At 72.8% G+C, this 19,276-nt stretch carries 22 protein-coding genes; 12 read left to right on the top strand and 10 right to left on the bottom strand.

The annotated features are described in order from the left end of the window. Positions 1 to 83: 83 nt before the first annotated feature. Positions 84 to 533, top strand: coding sequence for a helix-turn-helix domain-containing protein (locus tag V6U82_RS23385; RefSeq protein ID WP_334464546.1), 450 nt, complete (start codon positions 84 to 86; stop codon positions 531 to 533). Beyond that, positions 526 to 894 carry a DUF4180 domain-containing protein gene (locus V6U82_RS23380; protein WP_334464544.1) on the top strand — a complete coding sequence of 123 codons (369 nt, stop codon included), beginning with the start codon at positions 526 to 528 and terminating at the stop codon, positions 892 to 894. Before V6U82_RS23385 ends, V6U82_RS23380 begins: the two co-directional genes overlap by 8 nt. 142 nt (positions 895 to 1,036) lie before the next feature. Here V6U82_RS23380 and V6U82_RS23375 read toward each other — a convergent pair whose 3' ends face one another. Beyond that, positions 1,037 to 1,687: a flavodoxin family protein gene (locus V6U82_RS23375; RefSeq protein WP_334464542.1), complete on the bottom strand. Its 651-nt coding sequence runs from the start codon at positions 1,685 to 1,687 to the stop codon at positions 1,037 to 1,039. A gap of 62 nt (positions 1,688 to 1,749) precedes the next feature. Next, positions 1,750 to 2,517, bottom strand: a complete 768-nt coding sequence (locus tag V6U82_RS23370) for a lysophospholipid acyltransferase family protein (protein WP_334464540.1) — start codon at positions 2,515 to 2,517, stop codon at positions 1,750 to 1,752. Between the two features lie 258 nt (positions 2,518 to 2,775). On the opposite strand from V6U82_RS23370, the gene V6U82_RS23365 reads away from it, so the two are divergent. Together V6U82_RS23365 and cydB are read left to right on the top strand one after the other, a co-directional pair. Beyond that, positions 2,776 to 4,188, top strand: coding sequence for a cytochrome ubiquinol oxidase subunit I (locus tag V6U82_RS23365; RefSeq protein ID WP_334464539.1), 1,413 nt, complete (start codon positions 2,776 to 2,778; stop codon positions 4,186 to 4,188). A 17-nt stretch (positions 4,189 to 4,205) separates the two neighbouring features. After that, positions 4,206 to 5,204 carry a cytochrome d ubiquinol oxidase subunit II gene (gene cydB / locus V6U82_RS23360; RefSeq protein ID WP_121684271.1) on the top strand — a complete coding sequence of 333 codons (999 nt, stop codon included), beginning with the start codon at positions 4,206 to 4,208 and terminating at the stop codon, positions 5,202 to 5,204. Between the two features lie 71 nt (positions 5,205 to 5,275). On the opposite strand, the gene V6U82_RS23355 is transcribed toward cydB, so the two are convergent. Together V6U82_RS23355 and V6U82_RS23350 are read right to left on the bottom strand one after the other, a co-directional pair. After that, on the bottom strand, positions 5,276 to 5,962 hold the full coding sequence (locus V6U82_RS23355) for a hypothetical protein (RefSeq protein ID WP_334464536.1): 687 nt from the start codon (positions 5,960 to 5,962) through the stop codon (positions 5,276 to 5,278). Positions 5,963 to 6,030: 68 nt separating this feature from the next. Further along, on the bottom strand, positions 6,031 to 6,495 hold the full coding sequence (locus V6U82_RS23350) for a peroxiredoxin (protein ID WP_334464534.1): 465 nt from the start codon (positions 6,493 to 6,495) through the stop codon (positions 6,031 to 6,033). A gap of 90 nt (positions 6,496 to 6,585) precedes the next feature. Here V6U82_RS23350 and V6U82_RS23345 point away from each other — a divergent pair, with 90 nt between their 5' ends. Next, on the top strand, positions 6,586 to 6,978 hold the full coding sequence (locus V6U82_RS23345) for a YciI family protein (RefSeq protein ID WP_334464532.1): 393 nt from the start codon (positions 6,586 to 6,588) through the stop codon (positions 6,976 to 6,978). 19 nt (positions 6,979 to 6,997) lie between these two features. Continuing rightward, complete coding sequence (locus tag V6U82_RS23340; RefSeq protein WP_334464530.1) at positions 6,998 to 8,218, top strand: RNA polymerase sigma factor; 1,221 nt, start codon at positions 6,998 to 7,000, stop codon at positions 8,216 to 8,218. Positions 8,219 to 8,232: 14 nt separating this feature from the next. Here the strand turns inward: V6U82_RS23340 and V6U82_RS23335 are convergent, their stop codons facing one another. Further along, complete coding sequence (locus V6U82_RS23335) at positions 8,233 to 9,066, bottom strand: patatin-like phospholipase family protein (RefSeq protein WP_334464528.1); 834 nt, start codon at positions 9,064 to 9,066, stop codon at positions 8,233 to 8,235. A 75-nt stretch (positions 9,067 to 9,141) separates the two neighbouring features. On the opposite strand from V6U82_RS23335, the gene V6U82_RS23330 reads away from it, so the two are divergent. Beyond that, positions 9,142 to 9,870 carry an SDR family NAD(P)-dependent oxidoreductase gene (locus V6U82_RS23330; RefSeq protein ID WP_334464526.1) on the top strand — a complete coding sequence of 243 codons (729 nt, stop codon included), beginning with the start codon at positions 9,142 to 9,144 and terminating at the stop codon, positions 9,868 to 9,870. A 51-nt stretch (positions 9,871 to 9,921) separates the two neighbouring features. On the opposite strand, the gene V6U82_RS23325 is transcribed toward V6U82_RS23330, so the two are convergent. Continuing rightward, positions 9,922 to 10,047 (bottom strand): MFS transporter small subunit, encoded by a 126-nt coding sequence (locus tag V6U82_RS23325; RefSeq protein WP_258545485.1) that lies wholly within the window; start codon positions 10,045 to 10,047, stop codon positions 9,922 to 9,924. Continuing rightward, a complete protein-coding gene (locus V6U82_RS23320) occupies positions 10,044 to 11,462 on the bottom strand; it encodes an OFA family MFS transporter (protein ID WP_334464523.1) in 1,419 nt (472 codons plus the stop codon). The genes V6U82_RS23325 and V6U82_RS23320 overlap by 4 nt, the downstream gene beginning before the upstream one ends. A 180-nt stretch (positions 11,463 to 11,642) precedes the next feature. Between V6U82_RS23320 and pdxY the strand changes: the two genes are divergently transcribed. The 5 genes from pdxY (at position 11,643) to V6U82_RS23295 (ending at position 16,333) form a co-directional block, all read left to right on the top strand. Next, the gene (pdxY, locus tag V6U82_RS23315) at positions 11,643 to 12,494 is read left to right on the top strand and encodes a pyridoxal kinase PdxY (protein ID WP_334464521.1); all 852 of its coding nucleotides are present in this window, start codon (positions 11,643 to 11,645) and stop codon (positions 12,492 to 12,494) included. A 98-nt stretch (positions 12,495 to 12,592) separates the two neighbouring features. Beyond that, positions 12,593 to 13,057 carry a helix-turn-helix transcriptional regulator gene (locus tag V6U82_RS23310; RefSeq protein WP_013286348.1) on the top strand — a complete coding sequence of 155 codons (465 nt, stop codon included), beginning with the start codon at positions 12,593 to 12,595 and terminating at the stop codon, positions 13,055 to 13,057. A 5-nt stretch (positions 13,058 to 13,062) separates the two neighbouring features. Continuing rightward, a complete protein-coding gene (locus V6U82_RS23305) occupies positions 13,063 to 13,473 on the top strand; it encodes a VOC family protein (protein WP_252453316.1) in 411 nt (136 codons plus the stop codon). Positions 13,474 to 13,481: 8 nt separating this feature from the next. Then, a complete protein-coding gene (locus V6U82_RS23300; RefSeq protein ID WP_334464517.1) occupies positions 13,482 to 13,931 on the top strand; it encodes a pyridoxamine 5'-phosphate oxidase family protein in 450 nt (149 codons plus the stop codon). A 26-nt stretch (positions 13,932 to 13,957) separates the two neighbouring features. After that, a complete protein-coding gene (locus V6U82_RS23295) occupies positions 13,958 to 16,333 on the top strand; it encodes an excinuclease ABC subunit UvrA (protein ID WP_334464515.1) in 2,376 nt (791 codons plus the stop codon). Positions 16,334 to 16,372: 39 nt separating this feature from the next. Here the strand turns inward: V6U82_RS23295 and V6U82_RS23290 are convergent, their stop codons facing one another. The 3 genes from V6U82_RS23290 to V6U82_RS23280 form a co-directional block, all read right to left on the bottom strand. Beyond that, positions 16,373 to 17,080 carry a response regulator transcription factor gene (locus V6U82_RS23290; RefSeq protein ID WP_334464514.1) on the bottom strand — a complete coding sequence of 236 codons (708 nt, stop codon included), beginning with the start codon at positions 17,078 to 17,080 and terminating at the stop codon, positions 16,373 to 16,375. A 98-nt stretch (positions 17,081 to 17,178) separates the two neighbouring features. Further along, positions 17,179 to 18,441 (bottom strand): sensor histidine kinase, encoded by a 1,263-nt coding sequence (locus tag V6U82_RS23285; RefSeq protein ID WP_128137477.1) that lies wholly within the window; start codon positions 18,439 to 18,441, stop codon positions 17,179 to 17,181. Positions 18,442 to 18,448: 7 nt separating this feature from the next. Further along, positions 18,449 to 19,015, bottom strand: a complete 567-nt coding sequence (locus V6U82_RS23280; protein WP_334464511.1) for a hypothetical protein — start codon at positions 19,013 to 19,015, stop codon at positions 18,449 to 18,451. Positions 19,016 to 19,276: the final 261 nt, after the last annotated feature.

Raw genomic sequence — 19,276 nt, 5'->3', positions numbered from 1 at the left:
CAGTATGCCGGGCGCGAGTGGCGCGCACATGGCCGGGCGGTGAAATTACCTATCGTTCCTCGACAGCGCTAGGATAGGGTGCGATGAGTAACGACATGTACTCGGTGGAGCAGGTCGCGGACCTGCTCGGCCTGCACGTGCGCACCGTGCGCGGCTACATCCGCTCCGGCCGGCTGCGGGCCACACGCATCGGCAAGCAGTACCGGATCGCCCGCGCGGACCTGGACGCGCTGACCGGCCGGCCCGCGTCGCCCTCGGCGCCGGGGGCCGAGGTGTCGAGCGTCGTACGCCTCGACGGCGTCGACCGGGCCGCCGCCGACCGGCTCGGCACGCTGGTGCTGGCCGGCGTGAACACCCATCACGACCCGGACCGTCCGCTGCGCGTGCAGACGGTCCACGACGAGGAGCGGCACCGCATGACCATCATGATCCTGGGCGATCTCACCGCCACCGCCGACCTGCTGCGCCTGCTCGACGGCGTGCTCGACGGCGGCAACGGCCTGCTCGGCGGCGGGGAGCGCGGCCGTGGCTGACCTGATGCAGGAGCGCGCCGGCGTGCCGGTGCTGGTCTGCGACCCGGACGGCCCGCCGATCGCCACCGAGCGCGACGCGCTGGACCTGATCGGCGCGGCGTTCCTCGGCGCGACGGTGGTGGCGGTGCCGGCGGCGCGGCTCGACCCCGATTTCTTCACGCTCGGCACCCGCTTCGCCGGTGAGGTGATGCAGAAGTTCGTCAACTACCGGCTGCGCCTGGCGATCGTCGGCGACATCTCCGCGCATCTGGAGCGCAGCGGCGCGCTGCGGGCGCTGGTGGCCGAGTCGAACCGGCACGACCAGGTGTGGTTCGTCCAGGACCTGGCCGCCCTGGACGAACGGCTGCGCGCCACCCCCTGACCCCCGCGCTCGCCCCGCGCTCGCCCCGCCTCGCTGATCTTGCGCTTGCGGCCCTCGTCGGGGGCGGTTGGCCGGGTTTGCCCGGGCACCAACTGCAAGATCGACGGCGGCGCGCCAGGCAGCCGGCGCGGTCGGGGCCGGGTCAGCCGGGCTGGGTGCTGGGGCCGACGGCCGCGCCACGGGTTCCGGGCGGCGGGTAGGGCCGCTCCGCGAGCAGCCGGGCCAGGTGGGCGCTGTTGAGCGCCAGCGCGGCGGTGGTGCGGCCGGTCGTGTCGGGTTTGGGGCGGGCGTCGACGTAGTCGGTCTTGTGCAGCGCCTCCCCGACCCAGTAGGTGGCTCCGGCAGCCGCGCAGGTGAATCCCACCTCGTTGAGCGCCTGCTGTACCTCGGCGATGGTGTGGTGCGCGCCGTCCTCGTTGCCGACCACGGCCACCCCGGCGACCTTGCCGTAGGTGCGCAGGCGGCCCTGGTCGTCGGTCTCGGACAGCTCGGCGTCCAACCGTTCGAGGACCATCTTGGTCACCGACGAGGGCTGGCCGAGCCAGATCGGCGTGGCGATGATCAGGATCTGGGCGGCGAGCAGCTTGGCGCGGATGGCGGGCCAGCCGTCTCCGTCGCCCTCGTCGACGGAGACCCCGAAGCGCACGTCGTGGTCGACCACCCGGACGATCTCGCCGTCGACGCCCTGATCGGCCAGCGCGTCGAGCACCTCCTGACCGAGCACCTGTGAACTGGACGTCGCCGGGGAACGCTTCAGGGTGCAGTTGAGAACGAGTGCTCGAACAGCGGTCATGGCCGGATCCTCTCCGCGTACGGGATGCGCGGCTTGATACCCGCCACCGCGCCCGGGATGCGTCAGCCGGTACGGCGGCGGTGCGCGCGGCTGTCGTCCACCGGGCGGCCGGGGTCGACGTGCCGGGGCCGATCGGGCTCGTCGGGGCGCAACGCCACGAGATCCTCGGTGATCGCGTCGATGATCCGGTCGGTGGCCTGCCGGGCCGCTCCGGGGGAGCCCGGCCGCAGGTCGTCCAGCGGCACCGGGGCGCCGAAGTGCACCCGGATGGCGGGCCGGCGGGCGACGGACCGTGCCACCGCGCCCAGCAGCCCCTTGGGCGCCCGGTAGGGCAGCACCTCGTGCGAGCCCCACTGGGCCACCGGTACGACGGCGGCGCCGCTGGCGAACGCGAGCCGGGCGGCGCCGGTCTTGCCCCGCTCGGGCCACATGCCCGGGTCGAGCCCGATGCGTCCCTCCGGGTAGACCAGCACCACCGACCCGCCGGCCACCGCCTGGGCGGCGACCTCCAGTGAGCGGTGCACCGCCGCGGTGCCCCGGTCGACGCGGATGTGCCCGGCGCGGCGCATCAGCGCGCCGATCACCGGGGCGCGGAACAGTCCGCCGGTTGCCATGATCCGGGGCGCGACGCGCCGGACCCGGCAGGCGGCGGCGAGCACGACCGGGTCGAACGGGCTGATGTGGTTGGCGGCCAGGACCAGCGGGCCGTGGCGCAGCGCGTCGGGCACGTCGCCGGTGACCTCCAGCCGGCCGACCAGCCCGACGACGGCGCGGGCGAGCGTCTGCGCGCCCCGCCACAGCAGCGGCGCACGCCAGGGGGTGCTGTTCATCAGTGCTGGATGGTCGCACGCGCCGGGGCGACCCCGGCGCCCGGCACGGGTGATCCCGGGACCGCAGGTCCTCCGGCACGGGTGATCCCGGGACCGCAGGTCCTCCGGCAAGGGTGATCCCGGGACCGCAGGTCCTCCGGCAAGGGTGATCAGGGTCATTGGTCCCGGGCCGCATGGGGCCCTGCGGCCCTGCTGCTTTCGCTACGACGACGAGTAGTATCTACTACGTCTCGTAGTATGCGTAGCTGGGGGTTTCAGGTGGACGCGTTGGACGTCGCCCGCTGGCAGTTCGGTGTCACCACCGTCTACCACTTCTTGTTCGTGCCGTTGACCATCGGCCTTTCCGTGCTGGTGGCCATCCTCCAGACCATGTGGCACCGCACCGGCAACGAGCGGTACCTCAAACTCACCAAGTTCTACGGCAAGCTCTTCCTGATCAACTTCGCGATGGGTGTGGTCACCGGCATCGTGCAGGAGTTCCAGTTCGGCATGAACTGGAGCGACTACTCCCGCTTCGTCGGCGACATCTTCGGCGCGCCGCTGGCCATCGAGGCCCTGGTCGCCTTCTTCCTCGAATCCACATTCATCGGCCTGTGGATCTTCGGCTGGGACCGGCTGCCCAAGCGCCTGCACCTGGCCGCGATCTGGGCCGCCGCGATCGGCACCAACCTGTCGGCGTACTTCATCCTCGCCGCGAACTCGTTCATGCAGAACCCGGTCGGCTTCCGGATCAACCCGGACAGCGGCCGCGCCGAGCTGACCGACTTCGTCGCCGTGCTCACCAACAAGGTCGCCCTGGTCACCTTCCCGCACACCCTGGCCGGCGCGTTCCTGGTCGCCGGGTCGCTGATGGTCACCGTCGGCCTGTGGCACGTGATGCGCAACCGCGACAGCGCCGACGCCGGCGCGTACCGCTTCGCCACCAAGCTCGGCTCCTGGGTCGTGCTGTTCTCCTCGGCGCTGGTCGTCCTCACCGGCGACATCCAGGGCAAGATCATGACCGAGGTGCAGCCGATGAAGATGGCCGCCGCGGAGGGCCTCTACACCACCGAGAGCCCCGCCTCGTTCTCCGTGCTCACCGTCGGCAGCCTCGACGGCAGCCGGGAGTTGTTCGCCATCAAGATCCCGTACCTGCTGTCGTTCCTCGGCACCGGCGACCCCAACGGCACCGTCCAGGGCATCAACGACCTCCAGGCCCAGTACGCCAGCCAGTACGGCCCCGGCAACTACGCCCCGATCATCCCGGTCACCTACTGGAGCTTCCGGTTCATGATCGCCTTCGGGCTGGCCGCCGCCGCGATCGCGCTGCTGGTGCTGTGGAGCCAGCGCAAGGGCCGCACCCCCACCAGCAAGTGGCTGCTGCGCGCCGGCCTGGTCATGCCCGTGCTGCCGTTGCTGGCCAACTCCTTCGGCTGGATCTTCACCGAGATGGGCCGCCAGCCGTGGATCGTCTTCGGCGAGATGCTCACCCGTGACGGCGTGTCCCGCAGCGTCTCCCTGACCGAGGTGCTCACCTCCTTCACCGCGTTCACCCTCATCTACGCCGCCCTCGCGGTGGTCGAGTTCAAACTGCTGGTCCGCTACGCCCGCGCCGGCGTACCGGACGTCACCCCGCAGACCGACGACGACGACACCGACGACGCCGAGCGCCCGCTGGCGTTCGCCTACTGACACCCCGGAGCCCAACCGTGGAACTGACGACCGTCTGGTTTCTCCTCGTGGCCGTGCTCTTCACCGGCTACTTCATCCTCGAAGGCTTCGACTTCGGCGTCGGGATGCTGCTGCCGGTGCTCGGCCGCGACGACCGGCAGCGCCGCGTCCTGATCAACACCATCGGCCCGGTGTGGGACGGCAACGAGGTGTGGCTGATCACCGCCGGCGGCGCCATGTTCGCCGCCTTCCCCGAGTGGTACGCCACCCTGTTCTCCGGCTTCTACCTGCCGCTGCTGCTCATCCTGCTGGCCCTGATCGCCCGCGGCGTCGCCTTCGAGTACCGCCACAAGCGGCCCGAGGCGTCCTGGAAGCGCCGCTGGGACCAGGCCATCTTCTGGGGCTCGGCGATCCCGGCCGTGCTGTGGGGGGTGGCGTTCGCCAACATCTTCCGCGGCGTGCCGCTGGACGCCGACCACGAGTACGTCGGCGGCCTGTTCGACCTGCTCAACCCGTACGCGCTGCTCGGCGGCCTGACCACGCTGGGGCTGTTCCTCACCCACGGCGCGGTGTTCCTGGCGCTGAAGACCACCGGTGACATCCGGGAGCGCGCCGGCGCCCTCGCGGTGAAGCTCGGCGTCGGCACCGCCGTGGCCGCCGTGGCGTTCCTGAGCTGGACGCTGACCATCCGTTCCAGCGCCGCCGCCGTCGTGCTCGCCGTCGGCGCCGCCCTCGCGCTGCTCGGCGGTCTGGCCGCGGCCAGGGTACGCCGGGAAGGCTGGGCGTTCACCGGTACGGCGGTGGCCATCGCGCTGGCCGTGGCGACGCTGTTCGCCGCGCTGTTCCCGAACGTGATGCCGTCCACCCTCGACGCGGCCGGCACGCTCACCGCCACCAACGCCGCGTCCACCCCGTACACCTTGAAGATCATGACCTGGGTGGCCGTGGTGTTCACGCCGATCGTGCTGGCGTACCAGGGTTGGACGTACTGGGTGTTCCGCCGCCGGATCGGGGTACAGAACATTCCGCAACACTGATCGACCTGTGGGCGCAGGGGACGCGGGGCCGGTGCGAGGGGGTCGCACCGGCCCCGCGGGGCGTCACGGGGTCAGCGCGCCTCGCGCAGCTCCGCCAGCCGCGCCTCGATCTCGGCCAGCTCGGCGCGCAGCTTCTCCGCCTGCTGCTCGGCCTCGGCCCGCTCGGCGGCCAGGATCTGCTCCACCGCCTCCTGCACCCCGGGCACGTCGACCAGCGCCACCATCCGCAGCGCCTCGGCCGGCTTCACCACGTACGGCCGGGCCAGCGCCTTCGTGCCCTGCTGCGCGGCCACCGTCCACTCGCCCTCGGCGTAGGCCAGCGTCACGGTCAGCCCCGGCGGGGTCTTCGGCTTGGCGGCCTTCACGGCCCGCTTCGCCGGCTTCGGCTCCGCCGGCGGCTGCTCGGTCTTCGGCTCCTCCCGCCGTGGCGCGGGCACCCGCGGCGTGTCCAGCACGAAGGCGGGCTCCGGCGCGGCCGGCGGCTGCTCCGTTTCCGGCTTCGCCTCGGCGGCCGGACGCCGCCCGGCGCCCTTCGGGGCGATCGCCACGTCGGCGGCGGAGAAGGGCAGTTCGTCGCGGCCGAACCGCACCACCACGAACTCCTCCGACGCCGCCGGGTCGGTCAGCTCCACCACCTGCCCGAGCTGCCCGGCCATCTGCCCGGCCGCCTCGGTGAACACCACCCGGGGCTTGCGGCCCGCCGCAAGGGCCTCCCGGATTCCCTGAATCTCGTCAGTGGACAAACCCTGACCCGCCATCACGCCGCCCTCTTCCGTACACCTGTTTGACGCAGCCTTGATACCAGCCGGCTGCGACACCACGATGATCAGCCCCCGAGGGCCCGCAGCGCCGCGTCGGCGTGCTCGTTCATGCTCAGCTCGCTGTGCACCACGGCGAGCACCCGCCGGTCGGTGCCGATCACGAACGTCATCCGCCGGGTGCTCAGCGCGCCCAGCGGCAGCCGCCGCCGCACCCCGAACGCCCGCGCCACCTCGCCGTCGGCGTCGGACAGCAACGGATAGCCGAGCCCGTGCCGGCGGGAGAACTCCGCCTGCCGCCGCACCGGATCCCGGCTGATTCCCACCCGAGACGCGCCGACCGCCGCGAACTCCGCCGCCAGGTCCCGGAAGTGGCAACTCTCCGCCGTGCAGCCCCGCGTCATCGCCGCCGGGTAGAAGAACAGCACCACCGGGCCGGCGGCCAGGAACTCCGACAGGCGCCGTGGCGTGCCCGTCTCGTCCGGCAGCGTGAAATCCTCGACCAGGTCACCGACACCCACCGCGTCACTCATGACGCGAGGATATGTAGACATCGGCGATCCCGCTCCGTCGTACCCGGCGAGCGGCGGGGAGGCACCGCCGCACGACGCGAAGGACCGACAGTGAAGTACGTGATCATGATTCACTCCAACCCGGAGCCGTGGGGGCACCCCACCTCGGAGTACCTCGCCGCCCACCAGGAGCTGCCCGCCGAGGTACGCGAACGGCTCAACGCCGACTTCGAGCAGGTGATGACCGAGCTGCACGCCAACGGTGAGCTGGTCGTCGGCGAGGCGCTCGCCGACCCGCGCACCGCCCGGCTCTACCGGTGGAGCGACGGCGCGCCGCTGGCGACCGACGGCCCGTGCTCCGAGGCCAAGGAACACCTCGCCGGCTTCTTCCTCATCGACGTCGAGGACCAGGCCCGCGCCGAGGCCGTCGCCGCGAAGTTCGCCGGCCCCGGGGAGACAGTCGAGCTGCGGCCCTCGATGTGGCCGGGCGGGTCCGATCAGTAACGCCACGCCCCTCGCGGACGTGTGGCGCCGGGAGGCGCCGCACGTCCGCGCCGCGCTGCTGCGCCGCTACGGGCACCCCGACGCCTGCGAGGACGCCCTCCAGGACGCGGCGGAGGCAGCCGCCGCCCGGTGGCCGCTCACCGGCGTCCCCGACGAACCCCGCGCCTGGCTCATCCGGGTCGCCGCGCGGCGGCTGATCGACCGGATGCGTGCCGAGGAGGCCCGTACCCGCCGCGAGCGGCTCGACGCGGCCCGGCAACCCGGCGCGGGCCGCGTGCCGCCCGTCGACGACACGCCCGTGACCGGCGCCGACGACACGCTGCGGCTGCTGTTCCTGTGCTGCCACCCGGCGCTGAGCCGCCCCTCACAGGTCGCGCTGACCCTGCGCGCGGTGGCGGGACTGCGGGTGGAGCAGATCGCCGCCGCCTACCTGGTGCCGGCCCGGACCATGACCCAGCGGCTGAGCCGGGCCCGCGCGACCCTGCGCGAGGCCGGCGCCCGGTTCACCATGCCGCCACCGGACGCGCTGCCCGACCGGGTGGCCGCCGTGCTCGACGTGTGCCACCTGGTGTTCAGCGAGGGCTACACCCGAACCTCCGGTGACCAGCTCGTCGACGTCGAGCTCGCCGAGGAGGCGATCCGGCTCACCCGGCAGGTCCACGCCGCGCTGCCCGGCCACCACGAGGTCACCGGCGCGCTGGCGCTGATGCTGCTCACCCACGCCCGGTCGCCCGCCCGCACCGACGCCGCCGGTGACCTCGTGCCGCTGGCCGACCAGGACCGCTCCCGCTGGCGACGCGACCTCGTCGAGGAGGGCGTCACGCTGCTCGGCCGGGCCCTGCCCCACGGCCCGGTGGGCCGCTACCAGCTCCAGGCGGCCATCGCCGCCGTCCACGCCGAGGCGCGGGCCTTCCCGGACACCGACTGGCTCCAGATCAGCGTCCTCTACGACATGCTGAGCCGGGTCGCCCCCAGCCCGTTCGTCACGCTCAACCAGGCCGTCGCGGTGGCCATGGCGCACGGCCCCGCCGTCGGGCTGGCACTGCTCGACCCGCTGCTGGCCGACCCGGCGATGCGCGGCCACCACCGGCTGCACGCCGTGCGCGCCCACCTGCTGGAACTCCACGGCGACCCGCAGGCCGCCGCCGAGCACTACCGGCTGGCCACCCGGCTCACCGGCAGCCTGCCCGAACAGCGCTACCTCAACCGGCGCCTTGCGCGCCTCACCGGCGACACCTGAGCGGCGCCCGGGGCTCAGCGCCAGACCGCCGCGATCTCGTCGGCCACCGCGTCGGCCTGCGCGAACCCGGCCCGCGCCGACGCCGCCCGCCGCGCCGGGTCCAGCACGTTGCGGCCGATCGCCGTCCGCGCCGCCCGGTCCGGCGACACCACGGCCACCCGCGCCCCCGCCTCCCGCAACGCCGCCACCTGCGCCGCCAGCCGAGGCATCGGCCCCACCGCCGCGCGCGTCGGCGCCAGCACCACCACCCGATCACACCCGGCCGCCAGATCCGCGTTGACCGGCGAGCGGACCCCGCCGTCGACGTAGCGCCGGCCGCCGACTGTGACCGGCGGCCACACACCCGGCACCGCGCAACTCGCGCCGACGGCGTCCACCAGCGGCACCCCGCTGTCCGCGTCGAACACCACGAACTCGCCGGAGGCCGCGTCCACGGCGGTGACCAGCAGCCGCGCCGCCGGCCAGTCCGGCGACGGCAGCCGGGCCGCGATCACCGCCCGCCGCGACTGCTCCGACGGGGTACGCGCCGACAACGCCATCGCGCCGATACGTGCCCGGGCCCGCGCCGCGTCCCGGCCACGACCGCCGGCCCACGCCCAGCGCAACAGCACCCCCGTACCGAGCCGGGCGGGCACCTCGTCGCGGGGCGGCCGCAGCTGCGCCTCGTACAACTGCGCCGGCGGCGTACCCGAGCGCACCTGCGCCCCGACCACCGACCCGGCCGACGTGCCCACCACCAGGTCCGCCTCGTCCAGCCGCAGGCCGCGCCCGGCCAGCCCGGCCAGCAGGCCCAGCTCCCAGGCCACCCCGGTCACCCCGCCACCGCCCAGCACCAACGCGCGCCCCATGTGACAGTCCTCTCCACCCCGGATGGTCCCGCCCACGGTAACGTCGCCCCCACCGCACGCCAGGGGAGAAGGACATTGACCTCCGTCACCATCGTCACCGGGGGAGGCCGCGGCATCGGCGCGGCCACCGCCCGGCGGCTCGCCACCGAGGGCCACGACCTGGTCATCGGCTACCGCGCCGACCACACCGCCGCCGAGGCGGTGGCCGCCGACGTGCGCGCCGCCGGCCGCCGGGCGGTCACCGTCGCCGCCGACACCACCGACCCGGACGAGGTACGCCGGATCTTCGACGCCGCCGACCGGCTCGGCCCGCTCACCGGCCTGGTCAACAACGCCGGCGTCACCAGCCCGATCGGCCCGCTCACCGACCTGCGCGTCGACGACCTGCGCGAGGTCGTCGACGTCAACCTCATCGGGTACGTCCTGTGCGCCCAGCAGGCGGCCCGGCGGCTGACCCGCGGCGGTGCCATCGTCAACGTCTCCTCCGTGGCCGCGACGCTCGGCTCACCCGGCGAGTACATCCACTACGCCGCCGTCAAGGCGGCCACCGACACCCTCACCGTCGGGCTCGCGAAGGAACTCGCGCCGCACGGCATCCGCGTCAACGCGGTCGCCCCCGGCATCATCCGCACCACCATCCACGCCCGCTCCGGCGTGCCCGACCGCCCCGACACCGCCGCCGGGCGGATCCCGATGGGCCGCGCCGGGGAACCCGAGGAGGTCGCCGGCGCGATCGCGCACCTGCTCGGCCCGGACGCCTCGTACACCACGGGCGCGGTCCTGCGCGTCGGCGGCGGCCTCTGACACGACGGCGGCCCGGGGGTTCCCGCCCCCGGGCCGCCGCGTCGCGTCCTCCTACTGGGTGAACAACTTCGCCGCCGTGATCAGCGTCTGCACCACGCCGTAGCCCAGCAGCGCCGACACCACCAGCCACGACACCACCAGGCGAACCTGCTGGCCGCCTCCGCTGTGCTCGTTCACGATCCGCTCCTCTCCGTCGACCCCGGCTGCCCCTGCTCCGTCTCGCCCCGCCCGGACGCGGGCTCGTGGTAACGCTGCGGCACCGGCCGCACCAGCAGGTTCGCCACCAGCCCCACCGCCAGCACGCCGACCATCGTGAACAGCGCCGGCCGGTACGCCGCCGCGGTCAACGTGCCCGGCTCGCCCTGCGCGTCGAGGAACCCGTTGACGATCAGCGGCCCGGCCACCCCCGCCGCCGACCACGCGGTCAGCAGCCGGCCGTGGATCGCGCCCACCTCGAACGTGCCGAACAGGTCCCGCAGGTACGCCGGAATGGTCGCGAACCCGCCACCGTAGAACGACAGGATCACGGACGCCAGCAGCACGAACAACGCCGTCGAGGTCTGCCCCACCAGCGCCAGCACCAGGTACAGCACCATGCCCACACCCAGGTACACCACGTAGATCGGCTTACGGCCGATCACATCCGACGTGGACGACCACACGAACCGTCCCGCCATGTTGAACAGCGACAGCAGCCCCACGAACCCGCCGGCCGCCGCCACCGACACCGCTGAGGTCCCGTTGTCACGGAAGAAGTCCTGGATCATCGGGCTGGCCTGCTCCAGGATGCCGATACCGGCCGTCACGTTGCAGAACAGCACCACCCACAGCAGCCAGAACGACCGCGTCCTCACCGCGTTGGCCGCCGACACGTCGGCGGTGGTCACCAGCGGCTTCTCCGCCACCCGCGCCGGGTCGAACCCGGCCGGCCGCCAGTCCGGCGCCGGCACCCGCACGTTGAACACCCCGAACATCATGATCACGAAGTAGCCGACGCCGAGCGTCACGAACAACCACACCAGCGCCGACCCCGACGCCGTGGAACCGCTGTTCGCCGGGTCGTAGCCCGGGTCGTAGAACGACAGCAGCTGCCGGGACAGGGGAGAGGCCACCATCGCGCCACCCCCGAACCCCATGATCGCCAGCCCGGTCGCCAGACCCGGCCGGTCCGGGAACCACTTGATCAGCGTGGAGACGGGGGAGATGTACCCGATGCCCAGACCGATGCCGCCCAGCACCCCGTACCCCAGATACAACAGCCACAGCTGCCCGGTCGCGATGCCCAGCGCCCCGACCAGGAACCCCGCCGCCCAGAAACACGCCGAGACGAACATCGCCTTACGCGGCCCGTTCGCCTCCACCCACGTACCGGCCACCGCGGCCGACAACCCCAGCATCACGATCGCGATGCTGAAGATCACCCCGATCGCCGTCTGCCCCGTGTCGAAATGCGCGATCAGGGAGTTCTTGTACACGCTCGTGGCGTACACCTGCCCGATGCACAGATGGATCGCCAGCGCCGCCGGAGGGATCAGCCAGCGGCTGTACCCCGGCGGCGCGACGGTGTGCCGACGATCGAGTGCGGAAAGCATCCTTGCTTCCTCCGTCCAGATGGCGAGAACACGGGCGGTTCATGCCCCCACCGCACGCTGCGCCCAAACCCGCCCCGCGCCCGACGGTCGAAACGCTGAGCCGAACGGTCACCGCCGCAGCCACCCGTCATCACGCCACCACCACCGGTCACACCCCGCCCGGGATGCGACCATGAGCAGGTGAAGATCCTGTCCATCCAGTCGTCGGTCGCCTACGGCCACGTCGGCAACTCCGCCGCCGTGTTCCCACTGCAACGCCTCCGACACGAGGTCTGGCCGGTCCTGACCGTGCACTTCTCCAACCACACCGGCTACGGCGCCTGGCGCGGCCCGCTGCTCGCCCCCACCGACGTCGCCGACGTCATCGCCGGGATCGAGGACCGCGGCGTGCTCGGCACCGCCGACGCCGTCCTCTCCGGCTACCAGGGCGACCCCGCCGTCGGCGCGGTCATCCTCGACGCCGTCGCCCGCGTCAAGGCCGCCAACCCGGCCGCCGTCTACTGCTGCGACCCGGTCATGGGCGACGTCGGCCGCGGCATGTTCGTCCGCCCCGGCATCCCCGAATACCTGCGCGACACCGTCGTGCCCCGCGCCGACATCGTCACCCCCAACCAGTTCGAGCTGGAATTCCTCGCCGGCCGCACCACCGACACCCTCGACGACCTGCTCGCCGCCGTCGACGCCGTCCGCGCCACCGGCCCCCGGCACGTCCTGGTCACCAGCGTCCTGCACGGCGACCTGCCCGCCGGCCACCTGGAGGTCGTCGCCGTCTCCGACGACGGCGCCTGGGCCGTCACCACCCCGCTGCTGCCGATCGCCCCCAACGGCGGCGGCGACGTCACCGCCGCCCTCTACCTCGCCCACCTCGCCACCACCGGCTCACCGCGGACCGCGCTGGAACGCACCACCAACTCGATCTACGCGGTACTCGAGGCGACCCTCGAAGCCGGCACCCGCGAACTGCAACTCGTCGCCACCCAGGACGCCATCGCCGACCCGCCCACCCGCTTCACCGCCCGCCGGCTGCGCTGACCGCCGCCCGGGTGCACCCGCCGCGCTGGTGCACCCGGGCGGCGACTCGCCGCTCGAACAGGTGGACGCCCCCACCGCCCACCAGGCAGGATGCGGACGTGCCACCGCACCCGGCCACCGACGACCCCGCCTTCGCCCAGCGACTGCGCGACCTGACCCGGCTGCGCCGCGTCCGCGACCGCATCGACCGCGAGTACGCCAAGCCCCTCGACGTGGAAGCCCTCGCCCGCGGCGAGCACATGTCCGCCGGCCACCTCAGCCGCCAGTTCCGCCAGACCTACGGCGAGTCCCCGTACGCGTACCTCATGACCCGCCGCATCGAACGGGCCATGGCCCTGCTGCGCCGCGGCGACCTCAGCGTCACCGATGTCTGCTTCGCCGTCGGCTGCCAGTCCCTGGGCACCTTCAGCACCCGGTTCACCGAACTCGTCGGCGAACCACCCAGCGCCTACCGCGCCCGCCACGCACCCGACACCGCCGAACCACCCCCGTGCCTGACCAAACAGGCGACCCGACCGATCAGGAATCGAGAAGCCCGCACCGGCCGGCCACCACTAGCGTGACCACCATGACGATCACCATTCACTACGCGTTCCTGCCCCACACCGACGCCGACGCCGCCCTCGCCTTCTACCGCGACACCCTCGGCTTCGAACTGCGCAACGACGTCGGCTACCAGGACATGCGCTGGCTGACCGTCGGCCCGCCGAACCAGCCGGAGACCGGCATCGTCCTGCACCCGCCGGCCGCCGACCCCGGCATCACCGACGACGAACGCCGCACCGTCCTCGAACTCATCGCCAAGGGCAGCTACGGGGCGCTCACCCTCGCCACCGACGACCTCGACGGCCTGTTCGACCGCCTCCAGGCCAGCGGCGCCGACGTCGTCCAGGAACCCACCGAACAGCCCTACGGCGTACGCGACTGCGCCTTCCGCGACCCCACCGGCAACCTCATCCGCATCAACGAGCGGCGCTGACCGCACCCATGACCGACGCGCCCCGCACCCGCGCCCGCCGCCGCCACGACACCACCCACCGGCTCGACCACGACGTCGACTGCTGGGTCGCCACCGCCGGCCCCGACGGCACCCCGTACCTCGTGCCCCTGTCCTTCGACTGGGACGGCCACACGCTGCTCGTCGCCACCCCGGCCGACAGCCCCACCGGCCGCAACCTCGCCGCCGGCCGCGCCCGCGTCGGCCTCGGCCCCACCCGCGACGTCACCATGATCGACGGCGACGTGGAAAGCATCGCCATCGACGCCCTGCCCACCGACCGCGGGGACCGCTTCGCCACCCGAACCGGCTTCGACCCCCGTACCCTGACCACGCCGTACCGCTGGTACCGCATCACGCCACGCCGCATCCAGGCCTGGCGCGAAGCCGACGAACTGTCCGGCCGCACGCTGATGCGCGACGGCAACTGGCTCGACTGACACCCGCAACACCGGACGGAGACACCATGAGCGAGGCCACCACCGGCCTGCACCACGCCGACAGCCACGACATCATCCGCGTCCACGGCGCCCGCGAGAACAACCTGCGCAACGTCGACGTCGAGATACCCAAACGCCGCCTCACCGTCTTCACCGGCGTCTCCGGCTCCGGCAAGAGCTCACTGGTGTTCGGCACCATCGCCGCCGAGTCCCAGCGCCTCATCAACGAGACCTACAGCGCCTTCGTCCAGGGCTTCATGCCCACCCTGTCCCGCCCCGAGGTCGACATCCTCGAAGGCCTCACCACCGCCATCATCGTCGACCAGGAACGCATGGGCGCCGACCCGCGCTCCACCGTCGGCACCGCCACCGACGTCAACGCCATGCTGCGCATCCTGTTCAGCCGCCTCGGCGACCCCCACATCGGCCCGCCCAACGCCTACTCCTTCAACGTCCCCTCCGTGCGCGCCGCCGGCGCCATCACCGTCGACCGCGGCCCCGGCAAGACCCAGACCAAGAAGGGCACCTTCAACCGCCTCGGCGGCATGTGCCCCCGCTGCGAGGGCCGCGGCGCCGTCACCGACTTCGACCTCACCGTCCTCTACGACGAGAAGCTGTCCCTCAACGAGGGCGCCATCACCATCCCCGGCTACACCATGGACGGCTGGTACGGCCGCATCTTCCGCTCCAGCGGCCTGTTCGACCCCGACAAGCCCATCCGCGACTACACGAAGCGGGAACTGGACGACCTGCTCCACAAGGAGCCCACCAAGGTCAAGGTCGACGGCATCAACGTCACCTACACCGGCCTCATCCCGGCGATCAGCAAGTCGATGCTCGCCAAGGACGTCGACGCCATGCAGCCGCACATCCGCGCCTTCGTCGAACGCGCCGTCACGTTCACCACCTGCCCCGACTGCGACGGCACCCGCCTGGCCCCGGAAGCGCGCTCCTCGAAGATCAACGGCATCAACATCGCCGACGCCTGCGCCATGCAGATCAGCGACCTCGCCACCTGGGTACGCGACCTGCGCGAACCATCCGTCGGCCCGCTGCTCAAGGCGCTGGGGGACACCCTCGACTCGTTCGTCGAGATCGGCCTCGGCTACCTCAGCCTCGACCGGCCCGCCGGCACCCTCTCCGGCGGCGAGGCCCAGCGCACCAAGATGATCCGCCACCTCGGCTCGTCCCTCACCGACGTCACCTACGTCTTCGACGAACCCACCATCGGCCTGCACCCGCACGACATCGCCCGCATGAACAACCTCCTGCTGCAACTGCGCGACAAGGGCAACACCGTCCTGGTCGTCGAACACAAACCCGAGACCATCGCGATCGCCGACCACGTCGTCGACCTCGGTCCCGGCGCCGGCACCGCCGGCGGCACCATCTGCTACGAGGGCACGGTCGCCGGCCTGCGCGAAAGCGGCACCACCACCGGCCGCCACCTCGACGACCGCGCCACCCTCAAGGGCAAGCCGCGTACGCCCACCGGCGCCCTGCCGATCCGCGGTGCCCGCACGCACAACCTGCGCGACGTGGACGTCGACGTCCCCCTCGGCGTCCTGGTCGTCGTCACCGGCGTCGCCGGCTCCGGCAAGAGCAGCCTCATCCACGGCTCCCTGGCCAAGCGCGAGGACGTCGTCAGCGTCGACCAGACCGCCATCCGTGGCTCCCGCCGCAGCAACCCGGCCACCTACACCGGCCTGCTCGACCCCGTCCGCAAGGCATTCGCCAAGGCCAACGGCGTCAAACCCGCCCTGTTCAGCGCCAACTCCGAGGGCGCCTGCCCGACCTGCAACGGCGCCGGCGTCATCTACACCGACCTCGGCATGATGGCCGGCGTCGCCAGCACCTGCGAGGACTGCGAGGGCAAGCGGTACCAGCCGGCCGTCCTCGAATACCACCTCGGCGGCCGCGACATCAGCGAGGTCCTCGCCATGTCCGTCGACGAGGCCGAGACGTTCTTCAGCGAAGGCGAGGCCCGCACCCCGGCCGCCCACACCATCCTCGACCGGCTCGCCGACGTCGGCCTCGGCTATCTCACGCTCGGTCAGCCCCTCACCACGCTGTCCGGAGGGGAGCGGCAGCGGCTCAAGCTCGCCACCCGGATGGGGGACAAGGGCGGCGTGTACGTCCTGGACGAACCGACCACCGGCCTGCACCTGGCCGACGTCGCCCAACTGCTCGGCCTGCTCGACCGGCTCGTCGACGCCGGGAAGTCCGTCATCGTGATCGAGCACCACCAGGCCGTCATGGCGCACGCCGACTGGATCATCGACCTCGGCCCGGGCGCCGGTCACGACGGCGGCCGGATCGTCTTCGAGGGCACCCCGGCGGATCTCGTGGCCGCCCGGTCCACGCTCACCGGCGAACACCTCGCCGACTACGTCGGCGCCTGACCGCCGTGCCCGCTGAGGCTCCCGGCCGCGCCGCGGGCCTCAGCGGGACAGGCCGGCCATCCGGGCCGGCGGCGCCGTGCCGGGTTCCACCAGGCCGCACTGGTACGCGGCCACCACCGCGTGCGTCCGGTCACGCATCCCCAGCTTCGTCAGGACCCGGCTGACATGGGTCTTGACCGTCGCATCGCCCAGCACGAGGTGCTCGGCGATCTCCCGGTTCGACATCCCGTACGCCATGAGCACCAGGACCTCGCGTTCCCTCGGCGTGAGCCCGCGCATCTGGACCGGTGTGGGCAGCCCCGGGTCGGGCCGGGCGGCGAGGTCGTCGAGCAGCCGCCGGGCGACGGCGGGATCCAGCCACGCCTCCCCGGCGGCCACCGCGCGGATGGCCGACACCAGTTCCTCGGGCGCGGCGTCCTTGAGCACGAAACCGGAGGCGCCCGCCCGCAGCGCGGCGTGCACCGCCTCGTCCACGTGGTAGGTGGTCAGCATGATGATCCGCACCGGCCGGTCGGCGTCGTCGATGAGCTTCTCCTCGGCCATCGACCTGGTCGCGGCCAGACCGTCGGTGCCGGGCATCCGCACGTCCATGAGCACCACGTCCGGACGCAGGCGGCGACCGAGTTCCACGGCCTGCGCCCCGTCGTCGGCCTCGGCGACGACCTCGATGTCCGGCTCGTTCGTCAGGAGCATCGCGAGTCCCGCCCGTACGAGCGGCTGGTCGTCGGCGAGCAGCACCCGGATCATGAAGGCTCCCGTCGTCGGCGGCCGTGACCGCGGCCCCACCACATGATCAACGGTGTCGGCCTCGCCGGCCAGCCGGATGTCGCACAACGGACACGCGTTCACCCGACAGCGGGCACCCCGCCGTCACCCGGCGCCGCCACGAGGTCGCCGCGCTGCGCGACCGGCAGCGTCGCGCTCACCCGGAACCCGCCCTCGGGACGCGGCCCCGCGACCAGGCGACCACCGACGCGTTCCAGCCGTTCGGCGAGACTGGCCAGCCCGTTGCCGGTCGACAGTCCCGCCGCCGTGCCGCCCGGGTCACGGCCCGTACCGTCGTCGTCGACGCGCAACAACACCACCCGCTCCTGCCACGCGAAATGCACAGTCGCGCAGGCACGCCGGCCGACGTGCTTGAGCGTGTTCGTCAGGCTCTCCTGCACCGTCCGGTACGCCGCCAGCTCGATACTCGGATCCAGCGGCCGAGGACTGCCGGACACGGACATGGTCACCGTGAGCCCCGCGCACCGCATCGACGTCAGGAGCACCTCGATGTCGTCCAGCCGCGGCTGCGGGCCCGGCTCACCGTCGGCCGCCGGACCCGACTCGGCCCGCATCACCGCCAGCAGCCGGCGCAGCTCCGCCATCGCCTGCTGCCCGGCCTGCTGGATGTGCAGCAGCGCCTCCCGCGTCCGCTCCGGGTCGGAGGCGCTGATCCGCGCGGCACCGGCGGCCTGCAGGACCATCACGGTCACCGAGTGGGACACCACGTCGTGCAGCTCGGCGGCGATCCGGCGACGCTCCAGCGCCACCGCCTCGGCCCGGGCCAGCCGCCGCTCCCGTTCCAGCTGGGCCACCCGCCGCCGGTGCCGCCGCACCACCGAACCGGCCGCCCACGCGGCGGCGTAGATGAGCGCGAACATCAACGCGGTGACCGCGAACTCCCCGGCCCGCGCGCCCGGGCTCGGTTCCACCCGGAACGAGTCGAGCGCGCTGAGCAGGCTACGTGCGCACGCCGCCGCGTACGCCACCGCCGACACCACGAACGGCCGCAACGCCGCCACCGTGTACAGGGCGACGATCAGGCCCACCCACGGCCGGTAGTCGTGCACCAGGAACCACATCGCCACGCCGTGGGCGCACTCGAACACGAACACGGCGACCGGCGCGCGGTCCCGCCACCACAGGGCACCGATCGACAGCACCGCGGCGAGCACCTGCAGCCACTGCCGGGCCGGGCCGACCGGCTCGCTCTGGATCACCACCGACGAGGCCGTGAACAGGTCGAGCAGGCACAGCACCGGCAGCAGCAGAAAATCGCGACGCCACCATCTCGCAACCCGCGCCGGGCCAGACGGCGCCACCGCACCGGTCACCGTGGTCATCGGCGGGCTAGGAGTCTTCGGCGGGGCAGCCGATCCCGAACAACCGGCACGTCCAGGACAGCGGAGAGCCGTCGTCGTCACCGCCGCCGTCACCGTCCGGCGGCGTCGCCGCGCTCACCCGGTGCGTGGTCACCGGCGCCGCCGGCCGGCCCGGCACACCCGGCCGGCCCGCCCCGACCAGCACGACCGACGGTACGACGTCACCGGCGGCGTCCGCGGCCACCTGCCACCGCCGGTCCGCGTCGTCGGCGAGCAGCGCCAGCACCCGGCGCACCGCCGACGCGTCGGTGCCGTACCCACCGGGAACCGTCTCACCGGCGAGGGACACCATCAGCAGGTCCGCCGGGTCACGGTGCAGCACCGACACCTCGGCGACAGTGAGCGGCCGCACCTGCGCGCCGCTGACCCCGACCAGACGCACCGCGTCACCGGACCGCGGCCGGCCGGCACCCACCGTCCTGAGCAGACACCGCCGGCCGTCCAACGCGACCCCACGCGCGACCGTCACCCACCCGGCCGGCCGCTGCGCCTGCAGGAGCAGAACCGTCGGCGGCGACTTCACCTCGGTCTTCATCACGGACCTCCAGAGAACAGGGAAGGGCGGGCGAACAGCCCGCGTACGCGACGAATTCTGGCCGACACCCGGCCCGGCGGACGTCCCCGTACCGGGTGACATCCGGTGTCACCTTCCAGACGGACCCCCGGCGCCCGGCACCGGGCCGGGGAGGACCCCGAACCTCGCCCCACGGCCGGACGCCAGGAGCGGCCGGCTACGACCACGATGGAACCAGTCCGGACGACGACGGTGACACACCGAACGCCCCGGACACCCATC

It is taken from the genome of Micromonospora sp. CPCC 205554 (assembly GCF_036902745.1).
GTDB lineage: Bacteria > Actinomycetota > Actinomycetes > Mycobacteriales > Micromonosporaceae > Micromonospora > Micromonospora tulbaghiae.
The sequence above is the reverse complement of the archived record's forward strand: the minus strand, read 5'-3'. Positions and strand labels throughout refer to the sequence as shown.